The organism is Streptomyces sp. NPDC030809 (assembly GCF_055572195.1).
The window spans coordinates 81451-102750 of record NZ_JBVIDV010000015.1; the positions used below are offsets into that span (position 1 = coordinate 81451).

The 21300-nt window shown below is 75.7% G+C and carries 23 protein-coding genes; 11 read left to right on the forward strand and 12 right to left on the reverse strand.

The features are described from left to right. Positions 1-27 precede the first annotated feature (27 nt). Positions 28-693 (forward strand): hypothetical protein, encoded by a 666-nt coding sequence (locus ACZ407_RS20715; RefSeq protein ID WP_468130213.1) that lies wholly within the window; start codon positions 28-30, stop codon positions 691-693. Next, positions 690-1064, forward strand: a complete 375-nt coding sequence (locus ACZ407_RS20720) for a peptidase inhibitor family I36 protein (protein WP_468130215.1) — start codon at positions 690-692, stop codon at positions 1062-1064. Before ACZ407_RS20715 ends, ACZ407_RS20720 begins: the two co-directional genes overlap by 4 nt. Before the next feature lie 82 nt (positions 1065-1146). Here ACZ407_RS20720 and ACZ407_RS20725 read toward each other — a convergent pair whose 3' ends face one another. Beyond that, positions 1147-1935 (reverse strand): SDR family NAD(P)-dependent oxidoreductase, encoded by a 789-nt coding sequence (locus ACZ407_RS20725; protein WP_468130217.1) that lies wholly within the window; start codon positions 1933-1935, stop codon positions 1147-1149. Between the two features lie 111 nt (positions 1936-2046). Between ACZ407_RS20725 and ACZ407_RS20730 the strand changes: the two genes are divergently transcribed. After that, positions 2047-2640 (forward strand): TetR/AcrR family transcriptional regulator, encoded by a 594-nt coding sequence (locus ACZ407_RS20730; RefSeq protein WP_468130219.1) that lies wholly within the window; start codon positions 2047-2049, stop codon positions 2638-2640. A 40-nt stretch (positions 2641-2680) separates the two neighbouring features. Here ACZ407_RS20730 and ACZ407_RS20735 read toward each other — a convergent pair whose 3' ends face one another. From ACZ407_RS20735 to ACZ407_RS20760, 6 genes are all read right to left on the reverse strand, one after another. Next, a complete protein-coding gene (locus ACZ407_RS20735) occupies positions 2681-4072 on the reverse strand; it encodes a HAMP domain-containing sensor histidine kinase (RefSeq protein ID WP_468130221.1) in 1392 nt (463 codons plus the stop codon). Between the two features lie 262 nt (positions 4073-4334). Continuing rightward, entirely contained in the window at positions 4335-4949 is a 615-nt protein-coding gene (locus ACZ407_RS20740) for a hypothetical protein (protein ID WP_468130223.1), read from the reverse strand. 94 nt (positions 4950-5043) lie between these two features. After that, positions 5044-5865 carry a cytochrome c biogenesis CcdA family protein gene (locus ACZ407_RS20745; protein ID WP_468130225.1) on the reverse strand — a complete coding sequence of 274 codons (822 nt, stop codon included), beginning with the start codon at positions 5863-5865 and terminating at the stop codon, positions 5044-5046. Beyond that, complete coding sequence (locus ACZ407_RS20750; RefSeq protein ID WP_468130227.1) at positions 5862-6533, reverse strand: TlpA family protein disulfide reductase; 672 nt, start codon at positions 6531-6533, stop codon at positions 5862-5864. Before ACZ407_RS20750 ends, ACZ407_RS20745 begins: the two co-directional genes overlap by 4 nt. Continuing rightward, on the reverse strand, positions 6533-7384 hold the full coding sequence (locus ACZ407_RS20755; protein WP_468130229.1) for a thioredoxin family protein: 852 nt from the start codon (positions 7382-7384) through the stop codon (positions 6533-6535). Before ACZ407_RS20755 ends, ACZ407_RS20750 begins: the two co-directional genes overlap by 1 nt. 268 nt (positions 7385-7652) lie before the next feature. Beyond that, positions 7653-8330 (reverse strand): hypothetical protein, encoded by a 678-nt coding sequence (locus tag ACZ407_RS20760; protein WP_468130231.1) that lies wholly within the window; start codon positions 8328-8330, stop codon positions 7653-7655. A gap of 390 nt (positions 8331-8720) precedes the next feature. Between ACZ407_RS20760 and ACZ407_RS20765 the strand changes: the two genes are divergently transcribed. After that, positions 8721-9548: a CAP domain-containing protein gene (locus tag ACZ407_RS20765; RefSeq protein ID WP_468130233.1), complete on the forward strand. Its 828-nt coding sequence runs from the start codon at positions 8721-8723 to the stop codon at positions 9546-9548. Positions 9549-9650: 102 nt separating this feature from the next. Here ACZ407_RS20765 and ACZ407_RS20770 read toward each other — a convergent pair whose 3' ends face one another. Continuing rightward, positions 9651-11159: a hypothetical protein gene (locus tag ACZ407_RS20770; protein WP_468130235.1), complete on the reverse strand. Its 1509-nt coding sequence runs from the start codon at positions 11157-11159 to the stop codon at positions 9651-9653. A gap of 192 nt (positions 11160-11351) precedes the next feature. Here ACZ407_RS20770 and ACZ407_RS20775 point away from each other — a divergent pair, with 192 nt between their 5' ends. From ACZ407_RS20775 to ACZ407_RS20790, 4 genes are all read left to right on the forward strand, one after another. Continuing rightward, positions 11352-12059, forward strand: a complete 708-nt coding sequence (locus ACZ407_RS20775; RefSeq protein WP_468130237.1) for a response regulator transcription factor — start codon at positions 11352-11354, stop codon at positions 12057-12059. Positions 12060-12150: 91 nt separating this feature from the next. After that, complete coding sequence (locus tag ACZ407_RS20780; protein WP_468130239.1) at positions 12151-12945, forward strand: lysoplasmalogenase family protein; 795 nt, start codon at positions 12151-12153, stop codon at positions 12943-12945. Continuing rightward, positions 12942-13817 carry an alpha/beta fold hydrolase gene (locus ACZ407_RS20785; protein WP_468130241.1) on the forward strand — a complete coding sequence of 292 codons (876 nt, stop codon included), beginning with the start codon at positions 12942-12944 and terminating at the stop codon, positions 13815-13817. Before ACZ407_RS20780 ends, ACZ407_RS20785 begins: the two co-directional genes overlap by 4 nt. A 225-nt stretch (positions 13818-14042) precedes the next feature. Further along, entirely contained in the window at positions 14043-14543 is a 501-nt protein-coding gene (locus ACZ407_RS20790) for a hypothetical protein (protein ID WP_468130243.1), read from the forward strand. Here ACZ407_RS20790 and ACZ407_RS20795 read toward each other — a convergent pair. Continuing rightward, positions 14506-15426, reverse strand: a complete 921-nt coding sequence (locus ACZ407_RS20795; RefSeq protein ID WP_468130245.1) for an ArsR/SmtB family transcription factor — start codon at positions 15424-15426, stop codon at positions 14506-14508. The genes ACZ407_RS20790 and ACZ407_RS20795 overlap by 38 nt on opposite strands. Positions 15427-15558: 132 nt before the next feature. On the opposite strand from ACZ407_RS20795, the gene ACZ407_RS20800 reads away from it, so the two are divergent. Together ACZ407_RS20800 and ACZ407_RS20805 are read left to right on the forward strand one after the other, a co-directional pair. Next, positions 15559-16920, forward strand: a complete 1362-nt coding sequence (locus ACZ407_RS20800) for an MFS transporter (RefSeq protein WP_468130247.1) — start codon at positions 15559-15561, stop codon at positions 16918-16920. Positions 16921-17003: 83 nt separating this feature from the next. Next, positions 17004-17546 (forward strand): GNAT family N-acetyltransferase, encoded by a 543-nt coding sequence (locus ACZ407_RS20805; RefSeq protein ID WP_468130249.1) that lies wholly within the window; start codon positions 17004-17006, stop codon positions 17544-17546. Positions 17547-17578: 32 nt separating this feature from the next. On the opposite strand, the gene ACZ407_RS20810 is transcribed toward ACZ407_RS20805, so the two are convergent. The 3 genes from ACZ407_RS20810 to ACZ407_RS20820 form a co-directional block, all read right to left on the reverse strand. Next, positions 17579-19024 (reverse strand): M1 family metallopeptidase, encoded by a 1446-nt coding sequence (locus tag ACZ407_RS20810; RefSeq protein WP_468130251.1) that lies wholly within the window; start codon positions 19022-19024, stop codon positions 17579-17581. A gap of 195 nt (positions 19025-19219) precedes the next feature. Continuing rightward, positions 19220-19600, reverse strand: a complete 381-nt coding sequence (locus tag ACZ407_RS20815; RefSeq protein ID WP_468130253.1) for an SH3 domain-containing protein — start codon at positions 19598-19600, stop codon at positions 19220-19222. A gap of 123 nt (positions 19601-19723) precedes the next feature. After that, on the reverse strand, positions 19724-20683 hold the full coding sequence (locus ACZ407_RS20820) for a helix-turn-helix domain-containing protein (protein WP_468130255.1): 960 nt from the start codon (positions 20681-20683) through the stop codon (positions 19724-19726). A 120-nt stretch (positions 20684-20803) separates the two neighbouring features. Here ACZ407_RS20820 and ACZ407_RS20825 point away from each other — a divergent pair, with 120 nt between their 5' ends. Continuing rightward, entirely contained in the window at positions 20804-21286 is a 483-nt protein-coding gene (locus ACZ407_RS20825; RefSeq protein ID WP_468130257.1) for a DUF4231 domain-containing protein, read from the forward strand. The last annotated feature ends 14 nt before the right edge of the window (positions 21287-21300 follow it).

The following is a 21300-nucleotide window of genomic DNA, read 5'->3' on the forward strand; positions in this document are numbered from 1 at the left end:
GGGAACAGGGGACGGGGGACGGACGGCATGGGGCGGGCACGGGCCGGGCGGGTCTTCCTGACCGCAGGGCTGCTGGTGGCGGGCACGGCGCTGGTGCCGGGATGCGCCGCACGCGAGGCGCAGCGGCCGGCCGCCGCCGAGGAACTCGTCCGGGCCGCCACGCAGCGGCTGACGGACGACTGCCTGGCGCGGCGCGGGCTGGTCCCGCCCCGGCCGGGGCAGGAACTGCCCGCCGGGCGAAGGGAACCCGTGGCCCGGGCGCTGTTCGGCGCCGGCCCGGCGGAGCTGTCGCTCGACCTGCCCACCGGGCACACCGTACGCGCGCACACCGACGGCTGCCTCGCCCGGGCGCAGCAGCAGCTGTACGGGGACCAGGCCGCCTGGTTCGAGGCGTCCGTGACCGTCAACAACCTCCGGCCGCTGGCCGAGCACCGGCTCGCCGAGGACCCCGCCTACGCCGCCGCACTCGCCCGCCGCAGGGCCTGCGCCGACGGCGACACCGGCTGTATCTCCGCGAGCGGGGTGGACCGCGTACGGGCCCGGCTGGAGCCGGGTCTGCTCGCCGCGGTCCGCGCCGAGCACCGGCGGGAGATCGCCGCCTACGACCGGCTGCGTGCGAGCGCGGCACGACGGGCCGCCGCCGTCCTGGCGGCGGCCCCCGCCCCCGATCCGAAAGGACCCCTTCCCCGATGAAGAAGAGCAGGCTGTTCGCGTACACCGCCGCGGTGCTCCTCGGCCTCACCGCGAGCCTCGCCGCGGCGCCGGCCGGTGCGGCCGAGTGCCCCAGCGGCCATTTCTGCGTCTGGACGGACGCCAACTTCGGCGGCCAGCGCGCGAACTGGTCGGGGGACGACACCTGGTGGGAGAGCTGGATCGCCGACGAGGACTCCTCCTGGGCCAACCACGGGATCTCCGGCCCGGGCATCAAGGACCACGTGAAGGTGTTCCGCAGCTCCGGTCTGGGCGGCGGCATGTCCATCTGCCTGGCCCCGGGCCAGGAGGTCGGCTACAACGCGGCGGCCAACGACGACGGGGACTCCCACACCTGGTCCATGGGCTGCTGAAAGCGGACCTGCGGTACGGCCCGGACGCCGGCTCCCCCGATGTCGCCCCTGCGGGCGGGGGGCCGGTGTCCGCGGGGTGGGGTCAGGCCTTGAGTATCCGTCCGGAGATCCGGAGGGTGAGCCGGCGCGGGGTCAGGCTGGCGGCGACGGCGGAGATCCGGTTGGACAGGCCGGCCACGATGCTGGGCGGGGTCGAGCCGCGCTCCAGGGCGCGTCGGGCGGCCGTGACCACCTGTTCGGGGGTGGCCATGCGGCCCACGGCGGCGTCCGTGCTGCCGGCCACGTCGAAGAACTCGGTGCTGACGGGGCCGGGGGAGACGGCCAGGACGCGCAGCGGGGAGTGGCGGGCCTCGTATGCGACGGCCTCGGTGAAGTTCAGGACGAAGGCCTTGGAGGCGCCGTACACGGCCATGGCGGGGGTCGGCTGGTAGGCGGCGGCGCTGGCGACGGTGACGAGCGCGCCGCGGCCGTCGGCCAGCAGGTCGGGGAGGAAGGCGCGGGTGAGTTCGGCGACCGCCGTGACGTTCACCTGGATCATCTCGGTGATCCGGGCCGGCTCCTCGCGGGACAGGTGGCCGTAGCTGCCGAAGCCGGCGTTGTTGACGAGGGTGTGGACGGTGATGCCGCGGGCGTCGAGCTCGGCGCGCAGGGCGGCCGCGGCGCCGGGACGGGCCAGGTCGGCGGCGATCGCGTGGGCCGTGATCCCGTACCGCTTCTCCAGGTCGGCCGCGAGCTCCTCCAGCCGGTCCAGGCGGCGGGCGACGAGGACCACGTCCGCGCCCCGCTCGGCCCACTGGCGGGCGAACTCGGCGCCGAGGCCGGAACTGGCCCCGGTGACCAGTGCCACTGTGCTGCGGTAGATCATGCCCATCGCGGGTGCTCCGTTTCCTGCGTCGGATGGTTCATGATGAATGTAGGCAGAGTCACCATTGTAGTCAATGACAACATTGAACGTGGTGGGTCACGAACGAAGGAGGGGACGTTGGCCGACGGGTCCTACCACCACGGAAACCTCAGGTCAGCACTGCTGGAGCGGGCGGAGGACGTGCTGGCCGAGGCGGGCGCGGACGGCCTCTCGCTGCGTGCCCTGGCCCGCGACCTCGGGGTCAGCCACGCGGCGCCCTCCCGGCACTTCCGCGACCGCAGGGCGCTGCTGGACGCGCTCGCCGTACGCGGGTTCACCCGGCTCAACGCCCGGCTGCAGGCGGAGGCCGACGCGACCGGACCCGTGGCCGTCCGCCTGGCCGGCCTCGGCCGCGCGTACGTCGACTTCGCCGTCACGCACGCACCGCTGCTGGAGCTCATGTTCACGGTCAAGCACGCCGAGGACGCCAGCGAGGAACTGCACGCGCTCGCCCACCACAGCCTGGAGATCGCCACCGCGCTGGTCGCGGCCGGGCAGCTCACCGGCGAGCTGCGCCAGGGCGACCCGGGCCGGCTGGCCCAGGTCGCCTTCTCCGCCCTGCACGGCCTCGCGGCCCTCGCCGTGGGCGCCCTGCTGGAGGACACCCCGCTGCCGGAGGCCACCGAACTGACCCTGGACGTGCTGCTCACGGGGCTGGCGGCCAAGGGGTAGCGGCCGCCCCGGGCCCGAGCCCCTGCGGCCGCCGCGGGACTCAGGCCCTGCGACCGCCTCCGGCACGGGCCCGGCGGCGGGCGCGGGGCCCGTCCTGACGCGCCGACAGGGACAGGCCGAAGGTCACGGCGATGTGCGCGCCGCCCATCGGGCCCCGGGCGATACGGAACTCCCCGCGCGCGGCGAGGGCCGCCCGGCGCGCGATGTCCAGGCCGAGCCCGGTGGAGCCCGTACTGCCGCCGCGGGCCAGGGCCCCGTCCGGATCGGCGATCCCCGGGCCCGCGTCCTGGACGGCGAGCTCCACGGTGTGCGCCGTCCGGCACACCGAGATCTCCAGCGCCGTGCCCGGGGGCGTGTACCGGAAGACGTTGCCCACCAGCGCGTCCACCACGGCCGTGACGTCCGACTCCGGCAGGCAGACCGGTGTCGGCTCGTCGGTCACCTGCACCTGGCAGGGGCGCCCCTGCTGCCCGGCCAGCACGGCCCAGAACGCCGCCCGCCGGCCCACGACCTCCGCGATCTCGCAGCGCTCCCCGTCCGCGGGCGGCCCCTCCGGGGCGCCGTCCCCGCGCAGCACCCGGCCCATCGGGCCCACGGCCAGCGGGGTGCGGGCCTCGGCGATGATCGCGCCGAGCTCCTTCTCCAGCTCGGCGACGGCCGCGTGGATCCGCCCGGTGTCGGCGCCCGGCGAGATCCGCTCCACCGCCAGGTGCAGGGCGGTGAGCGGGGTGCGCAGCCGGTGGGACAGGTCGGCGACCAGCTCCCGTTCCACCGCGAGCAGACCGGTCATCCGGTCCGCCATCGCGTTGAACGCCGTACCCGCCTCCTTCAGCTCCGGGGGCCCCTTGGGCTGCACCCGCGAGTCCAGGTTGCCGGCCCCCAGCCGGCGGGAGGCCTCGGCCAGCCGCTTGGCCGAGGTGACCACCGCCGACCCCAGCCGGTCCGCGACGAGTACGGAACCCCCGAGCAGGACGACGGCCAGCCCGGCCATCACGCTCCACGAGAGGTTCACCCCGCGCGTCAGCTCCTCGTCGGGCACGAAGTTCTCGACGACCGCCACCCGGTCCCTCGGGAGGATCACCGGCTGGAGGTAGATCCAGCCCCCCGGCACGTCCCGCGAGATGGACTCGCGCTCCTGCTGCGCCCGGCCCAGCAGCGCCGGCGGCGCGTGCCCCGGACCGCCCACCGCACTGCGGTCCGGCAGGTGGATGACCAGGTGTTCGGCCGCCCGCAGCCCGGCGCCGGCCTCGCGCAGCTCGGCCGGGTCGGTGGTCAGGGCCAGGATCGGCGCCATCGCCCCGGCGCTCTGCTCGGCGGCGGTGACGCTCTGCTCGCGGGCGAGCGACATCACCAGCAGGCCCAGGGGGATGAGGAAGGAGAGGGCGACCATCGAGGTGACCGCCAGGGCCACCCCCGCCAGCGACCGCCTCACCGCGGCAGCCCGCGCTCGTCACCGTCTCTTCGGGGCCCTCGGGTCAAGGAACGGCGCTCCAACAGGACGGGCCGCGCTGCGGCGGCACGGGCGGGGACGGGATGGCGTCGGGTGGGGTGGGCCGGCCGTGGGGCGGTGCCTGCGGGGCGGCCCCTCGGGGTGGTGCGTACCGAGTGCCCGGATTCCCCGATGCCCGGGCGCCCCGATGCCCGGGCTCCCGGAAGCGGCCGCCGGTGGCCGCCCCGCGGTGGGCGACGGGCCGTCAGCCGGTGCCGAACGACAGGTGGTCCGCGGTGGTGCGCACGGCCACGGCCCGGTCGGCCACGGGGATCGTACACCCCTCGGTCGAACTGCAGCTCGCATAGCCGATCAGCAGTTTCGCCTCCCCCGGCGCGCTCGCGCGGATCGGCAGCCTGGCCGTCACCGGACCGTCGGGGTACACCGGAACCGGCCGGTCCACCCCGGGCACCTCGATCGTCTTCACGGGCGCCGCCACGGCCAGCCCACCCGCGGCGGCGAGCGGACCGGCGGGCCGCACCTGCGTGGGCCGGCCGACCCCGCCCACCCCCTCGGCGGGCAGGTCCACGGGATAGAGGTGGAAGCCCGCCTCGTCGGGCGTGAAGGTGGCGACCACGGTGCCCGCCGAGTCCTTCCAGTCCGAGACGCTCAGCCGGACCGTCACCCCGTTCTCGTTGAACTCCGTGACCGCGGCCGGGTGCCGCGGCTCCGGCTGCGCCCCGCAGCCCGTGAGCGCCGCGACCGCCGTGGCGGCGAGGACCGCGGCCGAGGCCGCCGCCCGGAGCGGGACCGGCCGTCCGGCGCCGCCGTGCCCGTCCCTCGGGCGTCCGTCGGCTGCGTGTCGGTGTCGTCGTCTCATCTTCGGTGTGCCGTCTTTCTGTCGTACGGGGGAGGGGGCGCGGGCCGTACGGACGACCCGCGGGCGGGGGAGGGCGGGGCCGGGGCGGCCGTGCTCAGAGCGCCGCGCTCGTGCCGGCCAGCCGCAGCTGGAGCACGTACACCAGGTCGGACCAGATGCCGGTGGCCAGCAGGGTCCCGACCAGGACGAGCATCGCGCCGCCGGCCCGCATGACGGTCCGGTGGTGGCTCCTGACCCAGCGGAACGCCCCCAGGGCCCGCCGGAACGCGAGGGCGGTGAGCAGGAAGGGCGCCCCCAGCCCCGTGCAGTAGCAGACCATCAGCAGGGCTCCCCGCCCGGCGCTCGCCTCGTTCCAGGCCAGCGCCTGCACGGCGGCGAGGGTCGGTCCGATGCACGGCGTCCAGCCCACGCCGAACACGACCCCCAGCAGCGGGGCGCCGAGCAGGCCGAAGGCGGGACGGCGGCGGCTGCGCAGCTCCCGCCGGGTGAAGCCGGGCAGCCAGCCCGCGAAGGCCAGGCCCATGGTGATGGTGAACAGCCCGAGGGCCAGCGAAATGGTGTCCTGGTAGGCGATCAGGTTCCGGCCGGCGTAGCCGAACAGGGCCCCGCCGGAGACCAGGACGGAGCTGAACCCGAGGACGAACAGGGCGGCCCCGGCGAGCATCCGGCCCCGCCGGCCGCCCTCCGCCGCCGCGAGGTCGGCCACCGACAGGCTCGTGACGTAGCTGAGGTAGCCGGGCACCAGCGGCAGGACGCACGGGGACAGGAAGGAGACCAGCCCGGCGCCCACCGCCACCGGCACGGCCAGCAGCAGGGTCCCCGACACGGGGCCGGAGTCCAGGCCCGCCCCGGCCGCCGCGGTCCACGCGGTGTCCGCCGTACGGGCGAGGCCCGCCAGGGCCGTCGTACCCGTCATGCCCGCTCCTCCGCGACGAGGGCGGCCAGGGGTTCCAGCCGGGCCCGGGTGACCGGCCCGGAGACCGCGGCCGCGATCCGGCCCCGCCGGTCGACGACGAGGGTGGAGGGGATGGCCTGCGGGTTGAGCAGGGCCGGCGGGAAGTCCAGGAGCAGCTTCCCGCCGGGGTCGTGGAGGCTCGGGTAGTGCAGGCCGTACGTCTTCTCGAACTGCCGGGCGGGGCCGGTCGAGCGGTCGCGGACGTTGATGCCCAGCAGCCGTACCCCGCGGGGCTCCAAAGCGGCGCGCAGTTCCTCCAGCTCCCGGGCCTCGGCCCGGCAGGGGGCGCACCAGGAGCCCCACACGTTGAGGACGACCACCTTGCCGCGGTAGGCGCGCAGTGCGAGCGCCCGGCCGGTCAGGTCGCGGCCGGCGGCGTCAGGGGCGGGCTGCCGCTCGGCCGCCGGCAGGACCGCGGCCGTGGCGGCCGTAGCGGATCCGGAACCGGAATCGCTTCCGGAACCGGAACCGGAGACGGAGCCGGTGTTCCCGGCTGCCGTTCCCGCGCCCGCGGCCGTTCCCGCGCCCTCGGCCCCTGGCCCGGTGCTGCCGCAGCCGGCGGCCGCCAGGGTGAGGAGGAGCAGGGCGGCCGCCGCCGGTGCGGCCCGCTTCCGCCGATGGGCCGCCATCAGGCCCACTGCCGCAGGAAGGCGCTCAGACCGTCGACGGTGAGGCTCGGGTTGCCGGTCGAGTGGGTCTCCGTCACCACCTTGCCGCTGCCGTCGAGGACCACCAGGACCGGCATCTTGTACGCGCCCTCGCCGGAGCAGTAGCTGCGCAGCAGGTCGAAGTTGTCGGAGTTCGAGCTGCCGATGTCCACCTTGACCACGTGGTACGAGGCGTCGAGCAGCTTGCCGACCGAGCTCGTCCCGAAGGCCTTGTCGGCGGCCTTGCAGTTGCCGCACCAGTTGGCGCCGAAGTCGACGAGCACCTTCTTGCCGTCGGCCTTCGCCGCGGCCAGGGCGGCCTTGACCGCCTGGCGGGCACCGGCTCCGGCGGGGTAGCCGGTGGTGAACCCCGAATCACCGGACCCGGACCCGGACCCGGACCCGGACCCCGACCCCGAGCCGCCGCCCGTCTTCGTCGGCGTGAGGACCGGCTTCGTGGCGGACTTCGCCGGGCGCGGCTCCGCCGCCCGGCCGGCCGCGCCCCCGCCCCCGGACCCCGGGGCCGCGGAGGAGCCCTTCCGGGCCGCCGGAGCGGCGGGCGCAGAGACCGAAGCGGATGACGAGGCGGATGCAGAAGCGGACGGCGAGACATCGGCGGGGGCGGCGGCCGTGGGTTCGTCTCCGGCCGCCGGGTCCTGCGGGAGGGAGGCGTCCGGGGCGGTCGCGGCCGAGACGCTCTGCGCCTCCTCGTGCCTCGCGTCGGTGCCGGCGCAGGCGGTGGCCAGGGCGGCGGTCGCGACGGTGAGGGAGACGGCCGAGAAGCGGACGAGGCCGGATATGCGGGAGGTGCGTGGGCGCCGGTGTGCGGCCATGGCGGATCAACCCCTTGGGTCGGCTGGTGTCGGTGGGACCCGCGCGGCCCGGGAGGAGGGCGGCGCGGAGCGGGTCCGGAACGCCGCCCGGCGCCGTGGTGCCGCGCCGGGGAGATCGTTGCCGAACGACCGTGAGCCTAGGGGCCGTCAAGGCCGTCCGGACCGTCCTGACGGGTCCCCTCAGGGAGCCTTAAGGAACTGCTCAGGTTCGGGCCGTACGGGGGCGGCCGCGCAGGTCGAGGGTCCGGCAGAGCCTCCGGGGCGGGGTCTAGAGCCGGGCTTCGCGGACGCTCGCCCGGGCGCTCGGCGTGACCGTGGCCGTGATCGTCGAACGGTGGCCCCCGCTGGTGAAGACCACCACCAGAGTGTCCGGATCGGTCTGCTGCGTGCTGGTCCGGAAGCCCGGTGCGGGCACCGCGGAAACGAAGCAGACGCTGCTGCGCCCGTACTGGACCGTGACCTTCCCGCCCTCGGAGGGGACGGTGTGCAGTCCCGGCCCGCCGTTGCACTGCGGCGCGGGCGGGGCCGCGGACACCGGCGGGACCCGGGTGGGCGAGGGCGAGGGGGCCCGCGTGGCCGGGGGCGCCTGCACCGACGGACGGGCGGGGGAGGGGGATGCGGACGGCGTCGGGGCCGCCGGGGCGGAGGCCGGGGCGCCCACCAGCACCGACGGCGAGGGGTACACGGCCTGGACGGAACGCGCGGCGGGGGGCGTCGGACGGGTCAGCCCGATGACGAAGTACACGGTGAGCATGACGGCCGTGACGCTGGCCGCGGTGCACGACAGCCATATGAGGAGGTAGCGCGTGAGGCGGGGCACCGCATCAGTGTGGCCGAAGGCCGCCGGTCCGACGGCGGCGGGCCTGCGCAGGGAGGTGCCCGGCAGGGTGCCGCCGTACCGGTGCTCCCGCTCCCCCTCCTTCGTCCCCTCGTTCGCCCCCTTCATCCCCCTCTTTCGTCCCGCTCGTGCGTGATTCGGGGCGAATTGTGCTGTATGCGCGGCCCGGTGGGGTGGACGGCGGCCGTGCGGGGACGGAGTCGGGTCTCCCGGTGTGACCTTCCGCACGGAACGGGTGCCTCCGCCCCGCCCGGGGGCACGGGTACGGGCGCCCCCGCCGGGAGGGCACGAGCGGTGCCAGGAGGGGGAGCTGAAGGGGCCTCGGCAACCTGAGCGGAGCCTCAAGGCCTCCTCAGCGGATCCCGCGGAGGGTGTTGCGGCGCCTGCGGGCCTGCCTACGATCCGGTCAGCACGGGCGGAGGACCCCGTTCCGCCGCCCTGCCGCCGGGGTGCGGGTCCGCCCCCGCCCGGCCCTGCCCACCCCCGGAGGTTCCCGAGATGAGTCCGCGCACCACCGCCCGCAGCCGCGGCGGGCACCGCGCCCCGCGGCCCCTGCGCGTCAAGGCGGCCATGGCGGGAGCGGGAGTCCTGGCCCTCGCCGCGGCTTCCGTGGCGGGCGTACAGCTGATCGGCTCCCCGGTCGGCAAGGCGACCTCCGTCGCCCTCGAACCCGGCACACCGACCACCGGCCACGACACCGCCTCGGCCTCCGCCACCGCACCGGACTCCGCCTCGCCGACGGCCCCGGCCACGCCCACGCCCACGCCCAGCGCCTCGGCCTCGGCCGGTCCCTCGGCGTCCACGCCCGCGGCCACCCCCGCCAGGACCTCCGAGGCGGCCCCCTCCCGGACCACCGCGCGCCCGGCCCCTGCCCCGACCCGGGCCGCCACCAGGAAGCCGGCGGCCCCCCGGCCGCCCGGCACCGGCTCCCGGCCCGCGGGCGGCAGCCAGGCCCAGGAAGTCGTCCGCCTCGTGAACGCCGAGCGCGCGGCGGCGGGCTGCAGCGCCCTGACGGTCGACGCCGACCTCACGCAGGCCGCGCAGAACTACAGCAACGCCATGGCCGCCACCGGCAACTTCTCCCACACCGGCACGGACGGCTCCCAGCCGCAGGACCGCATCGAGGCGGCCGGGTACAACTGGTCCGGATACGGCGAGAACATCGCAATGGGCCAGGCCGACGCGGCCGCGGTCGTCGACGCCTGGATGAACAGCCCCGGCCACCGCGAGAACATCCTGAACTGCCGCTTCACCGAGATCGGCGTGGGCGTCAACACCGGCGGCGGCGGCCCCTGGTGGACCCAGGACTTCGGCACTCCCGCCTGAGCCTGTGCGCTGACCGTACGCCGTACGCCGTACGCCCGCGCGCCCTGCGAGTCCCGCGCGCCCTGCGCGTCCCGCACCCCGACGCGTTCCCCGCACCCCTGCTCAGCCGGTGCAGCCGGGCACCGCGCCCGGGGGCGCGCAGTTGTCGGGCCGGTTGTCCCGGACCCCGACGTCGTTCAGCGTGACCGTCCCGGACTCCTCGTGGATGCCGCCGCCCTCGGCTGCCTTGTTCTCCGTGACCTCGCCCCTGGTCAGCTCCGTGGTCCCGACGGCGTTGAAGACGCCCCCGCCCCGGGCCGAGCCCCCTTCCGCGGCCTCGGCGCGGTTCTTCGAGACGTACGTGTCCTCGGTGCGCACGGTGCCGCCGGTGGCGTTGCTCATGCCGCCGCCCCGCGCCGTGCCCCCGGGGGCGTGGGCGGTGTTGTGCGCCACCGTGCCCTCCTTCAGCGTGAGCTCGCCGGTGCGGCCGATGTGGATGCCGCCCCCGCGCGCGGTGCCGTCCGGGGCGGTCGCGGTGTTGCGCAGGACCCGGGTGCGGATCATCGTCACGGGGAAGTCGGTGCCGACCCCGCCGCCGAGGGCGAGGCCGTCCGGGGCGCTGGCGGTGTTCTTGGCGATGGTGCTGTCCGTGACGGTGAGGGTGGTCGTCCCGCCCGGCAGCGGGCTGCCGGTGGCCAGTGCCGCGAGTGCCGTACCGCCCACGGCCCGGGCGCGGTTGCCGCTGATGGTGGTGTGCTCCACCGCCGTGAGGGCGAAGGCGGCGTGGCCGGCGCCGAGGGCGAAACCGTCGGACTTGTCGGTGACGGAGACGAAGTTGTCGGTCACCCGGCTGCGGCGGACCGTCATCGGTCCGTCGTTGGCGAGCCCGCCGCCCGCGGCGCTGGAGGAGCCGGACCCGGAGTAGGTCGCGCTGTTGTGGCTGATCTCGCTGTCGTTGACGGCGGCCGCCGGTCCGTCGCTGTCGATGCCGCCGCCCTCCGCGAACGCGCCGTCCGCGGTGGCGTCGGCGGCGTTGCGGACCACCCGGCTGTGGTTCACCGTCAGCCGGCCCAGGTTGTAGATCCCGCCGCCGCAGACTCCCAGACCGGGGAAGCGGGGGCAGTCGGTGGCCCGGCCGCCGCTGATGGTCGTCCTGTTCAGCGTCAGGTTGCCGGGCGCGTCCACGAAGAGGATGCGGAAGTCCGCGGCCCCGTTCGTACGCGTGATCGTCGCGCCGTCGCCCTCGATGGTGAGCTCGCCGGTGATGGGCGGCAGGCCGTTGGCGGGGCTGCCCGCGGCGGCCGTCCCGAGCTTGTACGTGCACGTGTGCGCCAGGCGGATGGTGTCGGGGCCCGGCGTGCCGTTGGCCCGGGTGATCGCTTCGACGAGGTCGGGAACCGAGCAGCGCAGCGCGTGCGGGGAGGCCGGTGCGGCCTGGGCCTCCTGTGCGGCGGCCGGCACCGGGAGCGCGAGCCCGGCCGCGGCCACCAGACAGGCCGCGGCAAGGAGCCGGGCGGTACGAGCGGGCCGGGTGAGCCGGGCGAGCCGGGCGAGCGGACCGGGGCCGGTGGCCTGCGGGGGGCGGAGGCCCGGGAAGGAGGCGTTCTCCGGGAACGGGTTCGGCCGGGACATCGAGGGCTCCTTCGTCCGGTGCATCGGGCGGCGCACGGCTGTCGGCGCGGGGTGCCCACGTGCCGGACCCAGCCGAACACGGGCACCCGCGGGCACCTCCCCGCCCCGGCCCGGGACGGCCCGTGTCCACCGGACCGGAGCAATCCGGATGGCCCGTTCTTGCCGGTGGGGGCCGACTGTAGGGTGTCCGCCATGCCGTGCGTACTAGTGGTCGAAGACGACCCCAGCATCCGTGCCTCGCTGATGGAAATCCTCTCGGAGCACGGCCATTCGGTACGCAGTACGGGCGACGGGTTCGGCGCGCTGCGCGAGGTCACGCAGGGGGCGCTCGACGCGGTGGTCCTGGACCTCGGGCTGCCCGACCTGGACGGCGGGGACGCCCTGCGGATGATCCGGGGCATCTCGAACGTGCCCGTGGTGGTGGCCACCGCCCGCGACGACGAGAGCGAGATCGTCAAGCTGCTCAACGCGGGCGCCGACGACTACCTCGTCAAGCCGTTCTCCGGAGCGCAGCTCGTCGCCCGGCTCGCGGCCGTGCTGAGGCGCACCGCCGCCCCCGGCCCGGCGGCGGGGCAGACCGCGGCCGCCGACCCGATGAGCCCGGTGACGGTCGGCGAGCTCACCGTGGACCCGCTGGCCCGCTCGGCGCACCTGGCCGGGCGCGAACTGGCCCTCACCCGGCGGGAGTTCGACCTGCTGGCCTTCCTGGCCCGGCACGCGGGAGCGGTGGTCTCCCGGCGTACCCTGCTCGCAGACGTGTGGCGCGAGGCGTACATCGAGGACCAGACCATCGACGTGCACGTGTCCGCGCTGCGGCGCAAGCTGGGTGAACGGGCTTCGGCGCCGCGGTATTTGCGCACGGTGCGCGGGGTCGGGATCAAGCTGGTCGCCCCGCGGTGAGGCGGCGCCCGCTGGACCGCATTCCGCCCTCGCGCTGCACATGTACATGTCAAAATTCTCCCACTGGACAACGGCCCGGAGGGAGCACGGCGTGAAGCGGACCGGCGGAGTCAGGCGGGTACTGGAGGAGGGGCTCTTCCAGGCCGCCGCGATCGGGGAGGTCTGGGCCGCACACACCGGGAACCGGCGGCTCCAACTGCTCACCAAGCCGGTGGCCGTCCCCCTCCTCGGGCTCAAGGCCCTGCGCCGCCGGGACGAACTCGACCCGGCCGAGCTGCGGTTGCTCCTCGCGGGCCTGCTCGCCGCCGGAGTGGGCGACTACTACATGTCCCGCTCCGACGAGGACGACCAGATCGTCCGCGGCGCCACCGCGTTCGGAGCCATGCAGCTCCTCTACGCGGCCGTCCTCACCCGCCGCGGCAGCCGCCCGCACCCGCGCACCGCCGCCCTCCCGGCCGCAGCCTGGACCGCGGCAACCGCCCTGCTCGCCGCCCGGAGCGAGCCGGGCCGTACGAAGGTGCCCGCGGTCCTGGCCATGTACGCCGGCATCCTCGCCGGCACCCTCACCCTCGCCCAGGACCCGCGCCCGGCCGGCCTCCCCGGGGCCCTCGCCCGGCTGGTCCGCCCCGGCACCGACCCCCGCACCTGGCTTCCGGCCGGGGCGGTCCTCTTCGCGGTCTCCGACACGGCCATCCTCCTGCGCCGCACCCTCCTCAAGGACCCGCGCGCCCGCGCCGCCGCCCAGGTCTTCGTCCTCGCCACGTACAACGCGGCCCAGTGGCTCCTGGTCGAGGGCTTCCTCGCCCAGTCCCGCACGTCCCCCGCGGGAGAGGCGGCGGGGGCGACGGCCGTGGGGGCGACGGCGACCGGCGGGGCCGGAGCATGACCGGCGTGCGGGTCCTGCCCCCGCTGGAGGAATGGACCGCGGGCGGCACCCGCATCCCCGTCGGAGGCCACACGGTCTTCGTCCGCCGGGACGGCCCCGCGGACGGCACGCCCGTCACCCTCCTGCACGGTTTCCCCACCTCCTCCCACGACTGGGCCGCCGTCCTCCCCGCCCTCACCGCCGCCGGGCTGCGCGTCACCACCCTCGACTTCCTCGGCTTCGGCGCGAGCGACAAGCCGCGCCGGCACCCGTACTCCCTCCTCGGCCAGGCCACCCTGGTCGAGGAGGTGTGGCGGCACTTCGGGACCGGGCGCACCGCCCTGGTGGCCCACGACTACGGCGTGAGCGTGGGCCAGGAGCTGCTCGCCCGCGATCCCGCCCGCATCACCCGCACCGCCTGGCTCAACGGCGGCCTCTACCCCGACCTGCACCGGCCCGTACGCACCCAGCGCCTGCTGCACGGCCCGCTCGGCCCCCTCCTCGCACCCCTGACCACGCGCCGCCGGTTCACCGCCGCGCTGCGCGGCGTACTCGGGAGGGAGGTCGCCGAGGCGGACCTGTACGACATGTGGTCGGCCGCGTCCCGCGCCGGCGGCCGCCGCCGGGCCCCGCGCCTCCTGCACTACATCGACGAACGGCGCCGGCACGCCGCGCGCTGGACCGGGGCCCTGGAGCGGCACCCGGAACCGGCCCTCTTCCTCTGGGGACCCGCCGATCCGGTCAGCGGCGGCCACGTCCTGCCGCGGATCCGTACGAGGATCCCGCGCGCGGAGATCGTGGAGCTCGGCGGCCCGCCCGCCGTCGGCCACTACCCCCAGGTCGAGGCCCCCGGAACCGCGGCCGCCGCCCTGGCGGCATTCCTGACGCCCTGACGGGGCGGAGCCCGCCGCCTGAACCCTGCCCGCGCCGGAGGCGGTGCGCGTACGCCGGGCCGGAACGGCGTACCGGATTGGGCATATCGGGCTAGCCGAGGACCTCCGATGGTGTGCCGTCCGGGCCTCGTCGCCCGCTTTGTCCATAGTCGATCCCGGCAGCCGCCTGGTTGCCGCCCCTGCCGCACGCCGCGGCCGGGCGGATCTGCGTAGAGGAGCCGGCTCATGCTGAAGCCCGCCAAGACCGTCCTCGCCCTCGCCACCGGAAGCCTGGTGCTCGGCCTGACCGGAGTGGGGACCGCGGTCGCGGACGACCACGACGGGGGCCGGTACGCCCACGGTGTGGTCGTCTCCCATGGCCCGCTCACCGTACGCAGCAAGCCGAGCACCCATGGGCGCTCGCTGGGCAAGGTCCAGCCGCACGAGAAGCTCGCGATCGAGTGCAAGGAGCGCGGGGAGGACGTCCGCGGCAACAACCTCTGGTACCAGCTCGCGGAGCGGAACGGCCACGACGACGGCGGCATGGACGACGAGTTCGGCCCGGGCGGCCGCGGCGACGAGGACGGGCGGTGGGACGACCACGGCCGTGGAGACGGCCGCGGACGGGACGACGAGAACGGCATGGACGACGAGGACGTCACCGAGGGCCGGGCCGCCCACTCCGAGCGCTGGGTCGCGGCCCGCTACGTCAAGAACCTCTCCCCGGTGAAGTGGTGCCGCCTCTGACCGGCCCGTCGCCGAGAAGGGCGCGGCCGAGGTCGGCGGCCCTGTAGTGCACCTCGCGGCCGTAGCGGTGGGCGGTGACCAGGCCCGCGTCCCGCAGCACCGCGAGGTGCTGGGAGACCGCCCCCGGGCTGAGGCCCGTGCGGGCCGCCAGCTGTGTGGTGGTGGCCGGGGCGGCGACCTCGGCGAGGAGGCCCGCCCGGCTGCGGCCGAGCAGCCGGGCCAGGCCCTCGCCGGAGCCGTTCCCGCGCTCCCACAGGGTGCCCAGCCCCCGTGCCGGGTAGATCACGCACGGCGGTACCGGGCCGCGGCCGGCCACCAGTCGGCAGCGGTCGGCGAAAGCGCTGGGCACGAGGGTCACTCCGGAGCCCCCCAGGACCAGTTCCCCCGCGGGCAGCTCGGCCGAGACCAGGCGGTTGCCGGTCCAGGCGAGCGCCGGGTGCAGCCGGGCGAAGACCTCGCCGATGCCGTCCTCGGCCAACTGCCGGGTCCGGTACGCGATGTCCGCCTCCAGTACGGCACGGATGCGCGGCCAGTGCGGCCGTAGCGCCGACCGCCACCAGCGCAGGACGGGCCCGTCGGGTGCGCCCGGGCCGGCGGGTGCCGTCACCGCACGACCCAACAGGCCGGGTACGGCGGCCAGTTCCTCTTCGATCTCCGCGAGCGGGCAGCGCGGCGGCGGGACGGTCTCCGGGTCCAGGCCGATGCCGAAGCCTGGGGCGGGCGGCGGTCCACCGGCGGCCAGGGCCTGTTTGATCCACGGCAGGTGGACGGCGTGCCGGCCCGGATCCGCCACGGCCCGTGCTCCGGCGACCGTTTCCCAGAGGGGTGAGACGGCGAACCTCAGGTTCGCCAGGTCCGTCACCCCGAAGTGCACCTCGCCCATCGCCTTCCGCCCTGCCCCCGCCCCGCGCCGCCCCGCGCCGCGTTCCCGTCCCGCGACCGTCTCGTCCCGCGATCTTTTCGTCCAGACTAAAACAATGGTCCGGGGCCCCGGCGGCTGGTGATCTCTGGGGTCATGACGACCTCTCACCTCCTCCACCCGGCCGCCGGCGCGGACAACACCGCCGAACCCGCCCCGGGTGCTGCCGATTTCCGCCGCCTGTGGGCCGCCGACACGGTGAGCCAGGCGGGGACCGCCGTGACCCTGCTGGCCCTGCCGCTGGTCGCCATCGGCACGCTGGACGCCGGACCCTTCCAGGCCGGTCTGCTGATGACCTGCGAGTACCTCGCCTTCCTCCTCGTCGGCCTGCCCGCCGGCGCCTGGGTGGACCGCTCCCGGCACCGCCGCGTGATGATCGCGGGGGATCTCGGTCGGGCCCTCCTGCTCGCCTCCGTTCCGGCCGCGGCCCTGCTCGGCGTCCTGACACTGCCCCAGGTGTACGCGGTCGCCTTCGGCCTCTCCTTCTGCACGGTCTTCTTCGACGTGGCCGCCCAGAGTGCGCTTCCGAGGCTCGTGGCCGGAGAGGAGCTGGTCGCGGCGAACGTCCGGCTGGAGAGCACCCGCAGCCTCGTCCAGGCGGCCGGCCCCGGCGCGGGCGGGCTGCTGCTCGCCGCGGTGGCCGCGCCCGTGGCGCTCGCGTTCGACGCGCTCAGCTACCTGGCCTCCGCACTGCTGATCTCCCGTACCGGCCGGACGGACACCCGGCGCGGGCCGGGCCCCGAAGCGTCTGCGCCCCCTACTGCGGTCACGTCTCCGGTCACGTCTGCGGTCACGTCTGCGGCTGTCTCCCCGGCCGGGCCGACGGCCGGGGCGCCCGCCCTCCGCGCGGAGATCGCCGCCGGTCTGCGCTTCGTGTTCGGGCACCGCCTGCTCCGCGCCGTCACCCTCGCCTCGGCGGTCTCGAACCTGTGCGGCACGGTGGGCGCGGCCATGACGATGGTGCTGCTCGCCGGGGAGCTGGGCCTGTCGCCGCTGTGGTGCGGCCTCGTGTTCACCGCCGAGGCGGCCGGCGGGCTGCTCGGCGGCCTGCTCACCGCGCGGGTGGCCGCCCGCTTCGGTGCGGGGCCCGCGATGTGCGGGTCCGTCCTGCTCAGCGGGGTGCTGTGGCTGGCGGCGGTACCGTGCTTCCAGGCCGACTGGCGGTTCGCGGCCGCGGTGGCGCTCCAGGGCCTCGGGTGGGCGGCGTTCATGCCGTTCAAGATCAACGCGGTGGTGCTGCGGCAGCGGCTGTGCCCGCCCGAGCTGCTCGGACGGGTCACGGCGACGGTCCGCTTCGTGGTGTGGGGGGCCATGCCGGTGGGCGCCCTCGTCGGCGGGCTGCTGGGCGAGCACCTCGGCGCGCGGACGGCCCTGTGGACCGGCGCCGCGGCCGAGCTGTGCGCCGTGCTGCCGCTGCTGCTGTCCCCCGTGCGTCGCACCCGCACCCTGGAGGCCTGAGGGAGTGCCGGGCCGTGCGGAGATCCCCCGGGCCGGAAGGAAATCCCTGGTCCGGCCCCCGCGCCGCCCGTACGGTGGGGCGCATGGTGCGCGTGAGGGTGATGGGCGAGGCGGACGTGGCCGCGGTGGCGGAGGTCCGGGTGCGGGGCTGGCAGTGGGCGTACGCGGGGATCGTGCCCGCTTCGCACCTCGACGCGCTGCGCCCGGAGGACACCGCCCGCCGCACCCTCGAACGCCTCGCCGACCCGGCCCGCACGGGTACCGACCTGGTCGCGGTGGACGAGGACGGCGAGGTGCTCGGCTGGGCGGCGTACGGGCCGGAGCCGGCGAGTCCGGACCCGGGCGGTCCGGACCCGGTGAGCGCGGGCGCCGTGCACACGCTGCACGCGTTGTACGTGCGTCCCGACCGGGTCGGCACCGGGGTCGGCCGGGCCCTCCTCTCGGCCGTCCACGAGGCGCTCGGGCCGCGGGCCGAGGTCACGCTGTGGGTGCTGCGCGACAACGCCCGCGCCCGCCGCTTCTACGAACGGGCCGGGTACGCCCCCGACGGCGCGGAGGAGTCCGAGGAGTACGACGGGGTCCCCGTCATGGAACTCCGGTACCGCCGGGGACCGCTGACGGCCTGACCCCCGGGTTCCCGGCCCGCTCGGGGAGCCCGTCAGCGGATCCGGTGTTCCGCCCAGAACGGCCCCAGGTCCTGAGCGGTCGCCGCCTGCGCCGCGCGCTTGAACGCGGCGGTCGTGGTCACGCCCTGCCAGTGGTCCCGTACGTATCCGCGCATCATGCGCGCCATCGCCGGGGTGCCCAGGAGGCGTTCGAGGTCGTGCAGGGCGCAGGAGCCGCGGGCGTACACCACCCGGCCGTACTCGCTGCGGCGGCCGTCCGCGTAGTAGGACATGGGGCGGGTGAGGGCGGCCGTGGCGCTGGGCCAGCGGCCCTGCTCCCGCCAGCAGCCCGCCGTGTCGTCCCGGTAGTACAGCTGGTTCGCGTACTGGGCGAAGGCCTCGTCCAGCCAGGGCGCGGCGAACTGGTCGTTGCCGACGATGCCGTAGAACCACTGGTGGGCGATCTCGTGGACGACCGCCGACCCCTCCCGCTCGGTCCACAGCAGCACGAGCCCCGGGAACTCCATGCTGCCGTGCCCGTCGAGGCGGTCGCTCATCACGAGGTCGAGCTCGCCGTACGGGTAGCGCCCGTACCGCCGGCCGAACTCGTCGACCGCGCGCGTGCCCTGCCGCAGATCGGCGGCGACGCCCGAGGCGGGCGTGGTGGCGGTCCAGTAGGCGTTGAGCCGGATCCCGCCGGGGGTGGTCACCCGCTTCGAGCGGAACGGGCCCGCCGCCCAGGCGAAGTCCCGGACCCCGCGCGCCACGCTGGTGGTGACCGTGCGGCCGGGCGTGCCCGCGCGGCGGGTGGTGGTGCCGGTGGCGGGGACCACGAGGGTCTCGGGGTGGTCGAGGCGCACGCGGAACTCGCCGGCCAGGGTGTGGTAGCTCTCGCCGAAGCCCACGTCCGGATCGAGGTGCCGGCCCTGCCGGTCGCGTACGGACAGCAGGGGCAGCGCGTTGCCGAGGAAGCGGTACGCGCCGTCCCGGCCGAAGCGGTGCACGCGGTCCGGGACGGTGATCGCGAGGTCGAAGGAGATGCGCGCCCGGGCCCCTCGGGGCAGCGGCGCGGGCAGGTCCACGGTCAGCGCGGTGCAGCCGACGGTGAGCGGGCGCGGGGTGCCGCCGGTGACCCGGGCCACGCGCACGGGTGAGGGCCGGCCCGGGGCTCCGCACCGGTCGGTGCCGTTGCCCCACAGCCGGACGTCCACCGAACGCAGCGGGGTGCGGGCGGCGTTGCGGAACGAGACCGTCTGCCGCCCGGTCCAGTGCGAGCCGTCGGCGTCGGTGCGCAGGGCCACCTCGTAGGAGGGCCGGTCGGGTGTCGCCGCCTCCCGGGCGGTGCCGCCGGCGGGGCCGGCCGGGGAGTGCGGGGAGGGTGCGGGGGACTGGGCGGCCGCGGGATGCGCGGGGCCCTGGGCCGCGGCCGTCTGCGGGCCGAGCAGCAGGGCGGCTGCGAGGGCGACCAGGGACGCCCTGCCGTACCTGAGTGAGGTCATGACGGGCACGCTAGAACGCCTGTGCGGCTGGACGGGCGGGTTCCGGCCCATCCCCGCCGAAGGGGGCCGGATCGCGGCGGTTCGGGGGTCGCACGCGTGCTTCGCCGGGACGGCCCCGACCGGAGGCCGTCCCGGAATCCCCGGGACGGCCCGCCCGGCGGTCCGGCCGGGGCGGGGCCGCCTCCTGGCGGTGGGTCAGAAGCCGCACCACCGGTCGGATCCGTTGTGCGGCAGCAGGTGGTCGCTCACCCAGCCGTACTTCCCGTCGGTCACGTTGCGGAGGTAGGTCCAGGTGGCGCCGTTGGAGTTCTCGGTCCAGCAGTAGTAGACGAGCTGGTCCTGGTTGTCGGCCCAGCCGGTGACGCCGCAGCTCGTGGTGGAACCGGAGCGCATGTTCGCCGCCACCCCGGCGGTCATGCGGAACGAGTCGCCGTCCAGGTAGGGGCCGGACGTCCCGCAGGCGGCCGTCGCGGCCGCCGGGCCGGCCGTGCCGACCAGGACCGCGGGGACGGCCAGGGCGGTCAAGGCGGCTGCGACCAGGGCGTACTTCGAAGTTCCGGACCTGAGGTTCCTCATGACTGCTCCTCCTTGGTGAGGGCCCGCCGTGCGGGCGCAGAGGCCGGCCCGGGCGGGGCGTGGGGGCGGGGGGTCCGCCCGATCCGCGCCCCGCCCCCCGTGTGCCGGCCGGCCTCGTGCCCCTCATCCTCGGGCGGCGGACTCCCCGGCCGCTTGAACATTTCTGCTCAGCTGGCGGCGGAGCATCGAGGGGGTTTCGCCCAGGAAGCGGCGGACGGTGCGGACGAGGTGGGAGTGGTCGGCGAAGCCGTGGCGGGTGGCGAGGTCGGCCAGGCTGTCGGCGCCGGCGGCCAGGTCTTCGAGGACCGCGCGGACCCGGAGCTCGTTGCGGTAGGCGGTGATGGTCCGGCCGGTGATCCTGCGGAAGACCCGGCTCAGGTGGTGGGGTGAGGACCCGACGGCACGTGCGAGCTCGTCCAGCCCCGCGGCCGCACGTGCGTCCGGGCTGTTGAGGAGTTCGCGGACCTGGGTGGCCAGGCGCCAGTGCGCGACCGCGGTGGACACCCGGGGGCCCGGTCCGTCGTCGCCGGGGTGCGGGGGCAGCGCGTCGAAGAGGTCGAGGAGGCGTTCCTCCCGTTCCAGCCGGTCGGTGGTGCGGCAGGCGGCCAGCAGGCGGCGGTGGCGCAGGTCGAGCTCCGGGCCGATGCTCAGCCGCCAGCCCTGCCAGCGGTCGGACCCTGCGACGTGGAGGGCGTACGCCTCCTCGCTCATCGCCAGGAAGGTGAAGCGCACCCTCCCGCTGCCGGGGAAGGCGGACCGCTCCTCCAGGCCCGTGTGCGAGAACGTGCCGCTCGTGGCGTCGACCAGTTCGCACTGGCCCATCGACTCGCGCAGCAGGTAGCCGGAACGCATCAGGTGCACCCCGGTGGCGATGCCGGGCTCGGCGGGCGACCAGGTCGGGCGCCCGATGGCGGTCACGTCGTGCAGCGAGATCGCGTCCGTGACCGGCCAGGCGCGGTGGCCGAGGATGGTCAGGTGCTGCCCGGCCTGCGGTCCGTCCCGCCGTCCGGCCTCCCCTCCGGCCTTCGGTCCGTCCCGTCGGCCGTCCTGATCGGGTCTGCCGTGCGCGAGACTCTGTGACATGTTCAGAGCAAACCACGGGTGCGGTCCCGGGGTCGCCCGAAGGTGGGGAACCGCGGGGTGTGCGGGCGGTGTCTGCCCAGGAGTAGGCGGCCGGTCGGCGAGGGAAAAGGTGGGGGCGCAGTGCAGTCGGAGCTCGGGCTCGGTGTCGGTCTCGGTGCGGAGGAGGTGGCCGGGCTCCTGCTGGAGAAGATCCGGGAGGGGAACGCGTACGCCCGCAGCCGCAAGAAGCGGTTCGTGCGGAGCGCCTCGGTGACCAAGGTGGCCGGCCTGGTGCTGTCCGCGGCGGCCACCGTCATCCTGGGGCTCCAGAACCTCAACGCCTGGGCCGGGCTGGCGCTGGCGTTCATGGCGCTGGTGACCTTGCTGGGGGCGATCGAGCCGTTCTTCAACTGGCGCTCGCGGTGGATCCTGATGGAGGAGGCGCAGCACCGCTTCCAGCGGCTCGCCGACGACCTCGAATTCCTGGTGGCCACCACGCCTGCCGGGGAGCTGACGGTGGATCGGCTGGGTGAGGTCTTCGGCCGGTACCAGGAGATCTGGGACGACCTCAGCCGTACGTGGCTCCAGCACCGCAGGGAGTCCGGGCCGACCCCCCAATCATGACGGCCGGGGCGGTC

Coding starts and splice junctions, on each gene's coding strand:
- ACZ407_RS20815 (WP_468130253.1), bottom strand. CDS start 19,600: ATGAGGAACCTCAGGTCCGGAACTTCGAAGTACGCCCTGGTCGCAGCC.
- ACZ407_RS20720 (WP_468130215.1), top strand. CDS start 690: ATGAAGAAGAGCAGGCTGTTCGCGTACACCGCCGCGGTGCTCCTCGGC.
- ACZ407_RS20785 (WP_468130241.1), top strand. CDS start 12,942: ATGACCGGCGTGCGGGTCCTGCCCCCGCTGGAGGAATGGACCGCGGGC.
- ACZ407_RS20775 (WP_468130237.1), top strand. CDS start 11,352: ATGCCGTGCGTACTAGTGGTCGAAGACGACCCCAGCATCCGTGCCTCG.
- ACZ407_RS20755 (WP_468130229.1), bottom strand. CDS start 7,384: ATGGCCGCACACCGGCGCCCACGCACCTCCCGCATATCCGGCCTCGTC.
- ACZ407_RS20800 (WP_468130247.1), top strand. CDS start 15,559: ATGACGACCTCTCACCTCCTCCACCCGGCCGCCGGCGCGGACAACACC.
- ACZ407_RS20790 (WP_468130243.1), top strand. CDS start 14,043: ATGCTGAAGCCCGCCAAGACCGTCCTCGCCCTCGCCACCGGAAGCCTG.
- ACZ407_RS20820 (WP_468130255.1), bottom strand. CDS start 20,683: ATGTCACAGAGTCTCGCGCACGGCAGACCCGATCAGGACGGCCGACGG.
- ACZ407_RS20805 (WP_468130249.1), top strand. CDS start 17,004: ATGGTGCGCGTGAGGGTGATGGGCGAGGCGGACGTGGCCGCGGTGGCG.
- ACZ407_RS20795 (WP_468130245.1), bottom strand. CDS start 15,426: ATGGGCGAGGTGCACTTCGGGGTGACGGACCTGGCGAACCTGAGGTTC.
- ACZ407_RS20760 (WP_468130231.1), bottom strand. CDS start 8,330: ATGAAGGGGGCGAACGAGGGGACGAAGGAGGGGGAGCGGGAGCACCGG.
- ACZ407_RS20810 (WP_468130251.1), bottom strand. CDS start 19,024: ATGACCTCACTCAGGTACGGCAGGGCGTCCCTGGTCGCCCTCGCAGCC.
- ACZ407_RS20715 (WP_468130213.1), top strand. CDS start 28: ATGGGGCGGGCACGGGCCGGGCGGGTCTTCCTGACCGCAGGGCTGCTG.
- ACZ407_RS20725 (WP_468130217.1), bottom strand. CDS start 1,935: ATGGGCATGATCTACCGCAGCACAGTGGCACTGGTCACCGGGGCCAGT.
- ACZ407_RS20770 (WP_468130235.1), bottom strand. CDS start 11,159: ATGTCCCGGCCGAACCCGTTCCCGGAGAACGCCTCCTTCCCGGGCCTC.
- ACZ407_RS20745 (WP_468130225.1), bottom strand. CDS start 5,865: ATGACGGGTACGACGGCCCTGGCGGGCCTCGCCCGTACGGCGGACACC.
- ACZ407_RS20740 (WP_468130223.1), bottom strand. CDS start 4,949: ATGAGACGACGACACCGACACGCAGCCGACGGACGCCCGAGGGACGGG.
- ACZ407_RS20750 (WP_468130227.1), bottom strand. CDS start 6,533: ATGGCGGCCCATCGGCGGAAGCGGGCCGCACCGGCGGCGGCCGCCCTG.
- ACZ407_RS20765 (WP_468130233.1), top strand. CDS start 8,721: ATGAGTCCGCGCACCACCGCCCGCAGCCGCGGCGGGCACCGCGCCCCG.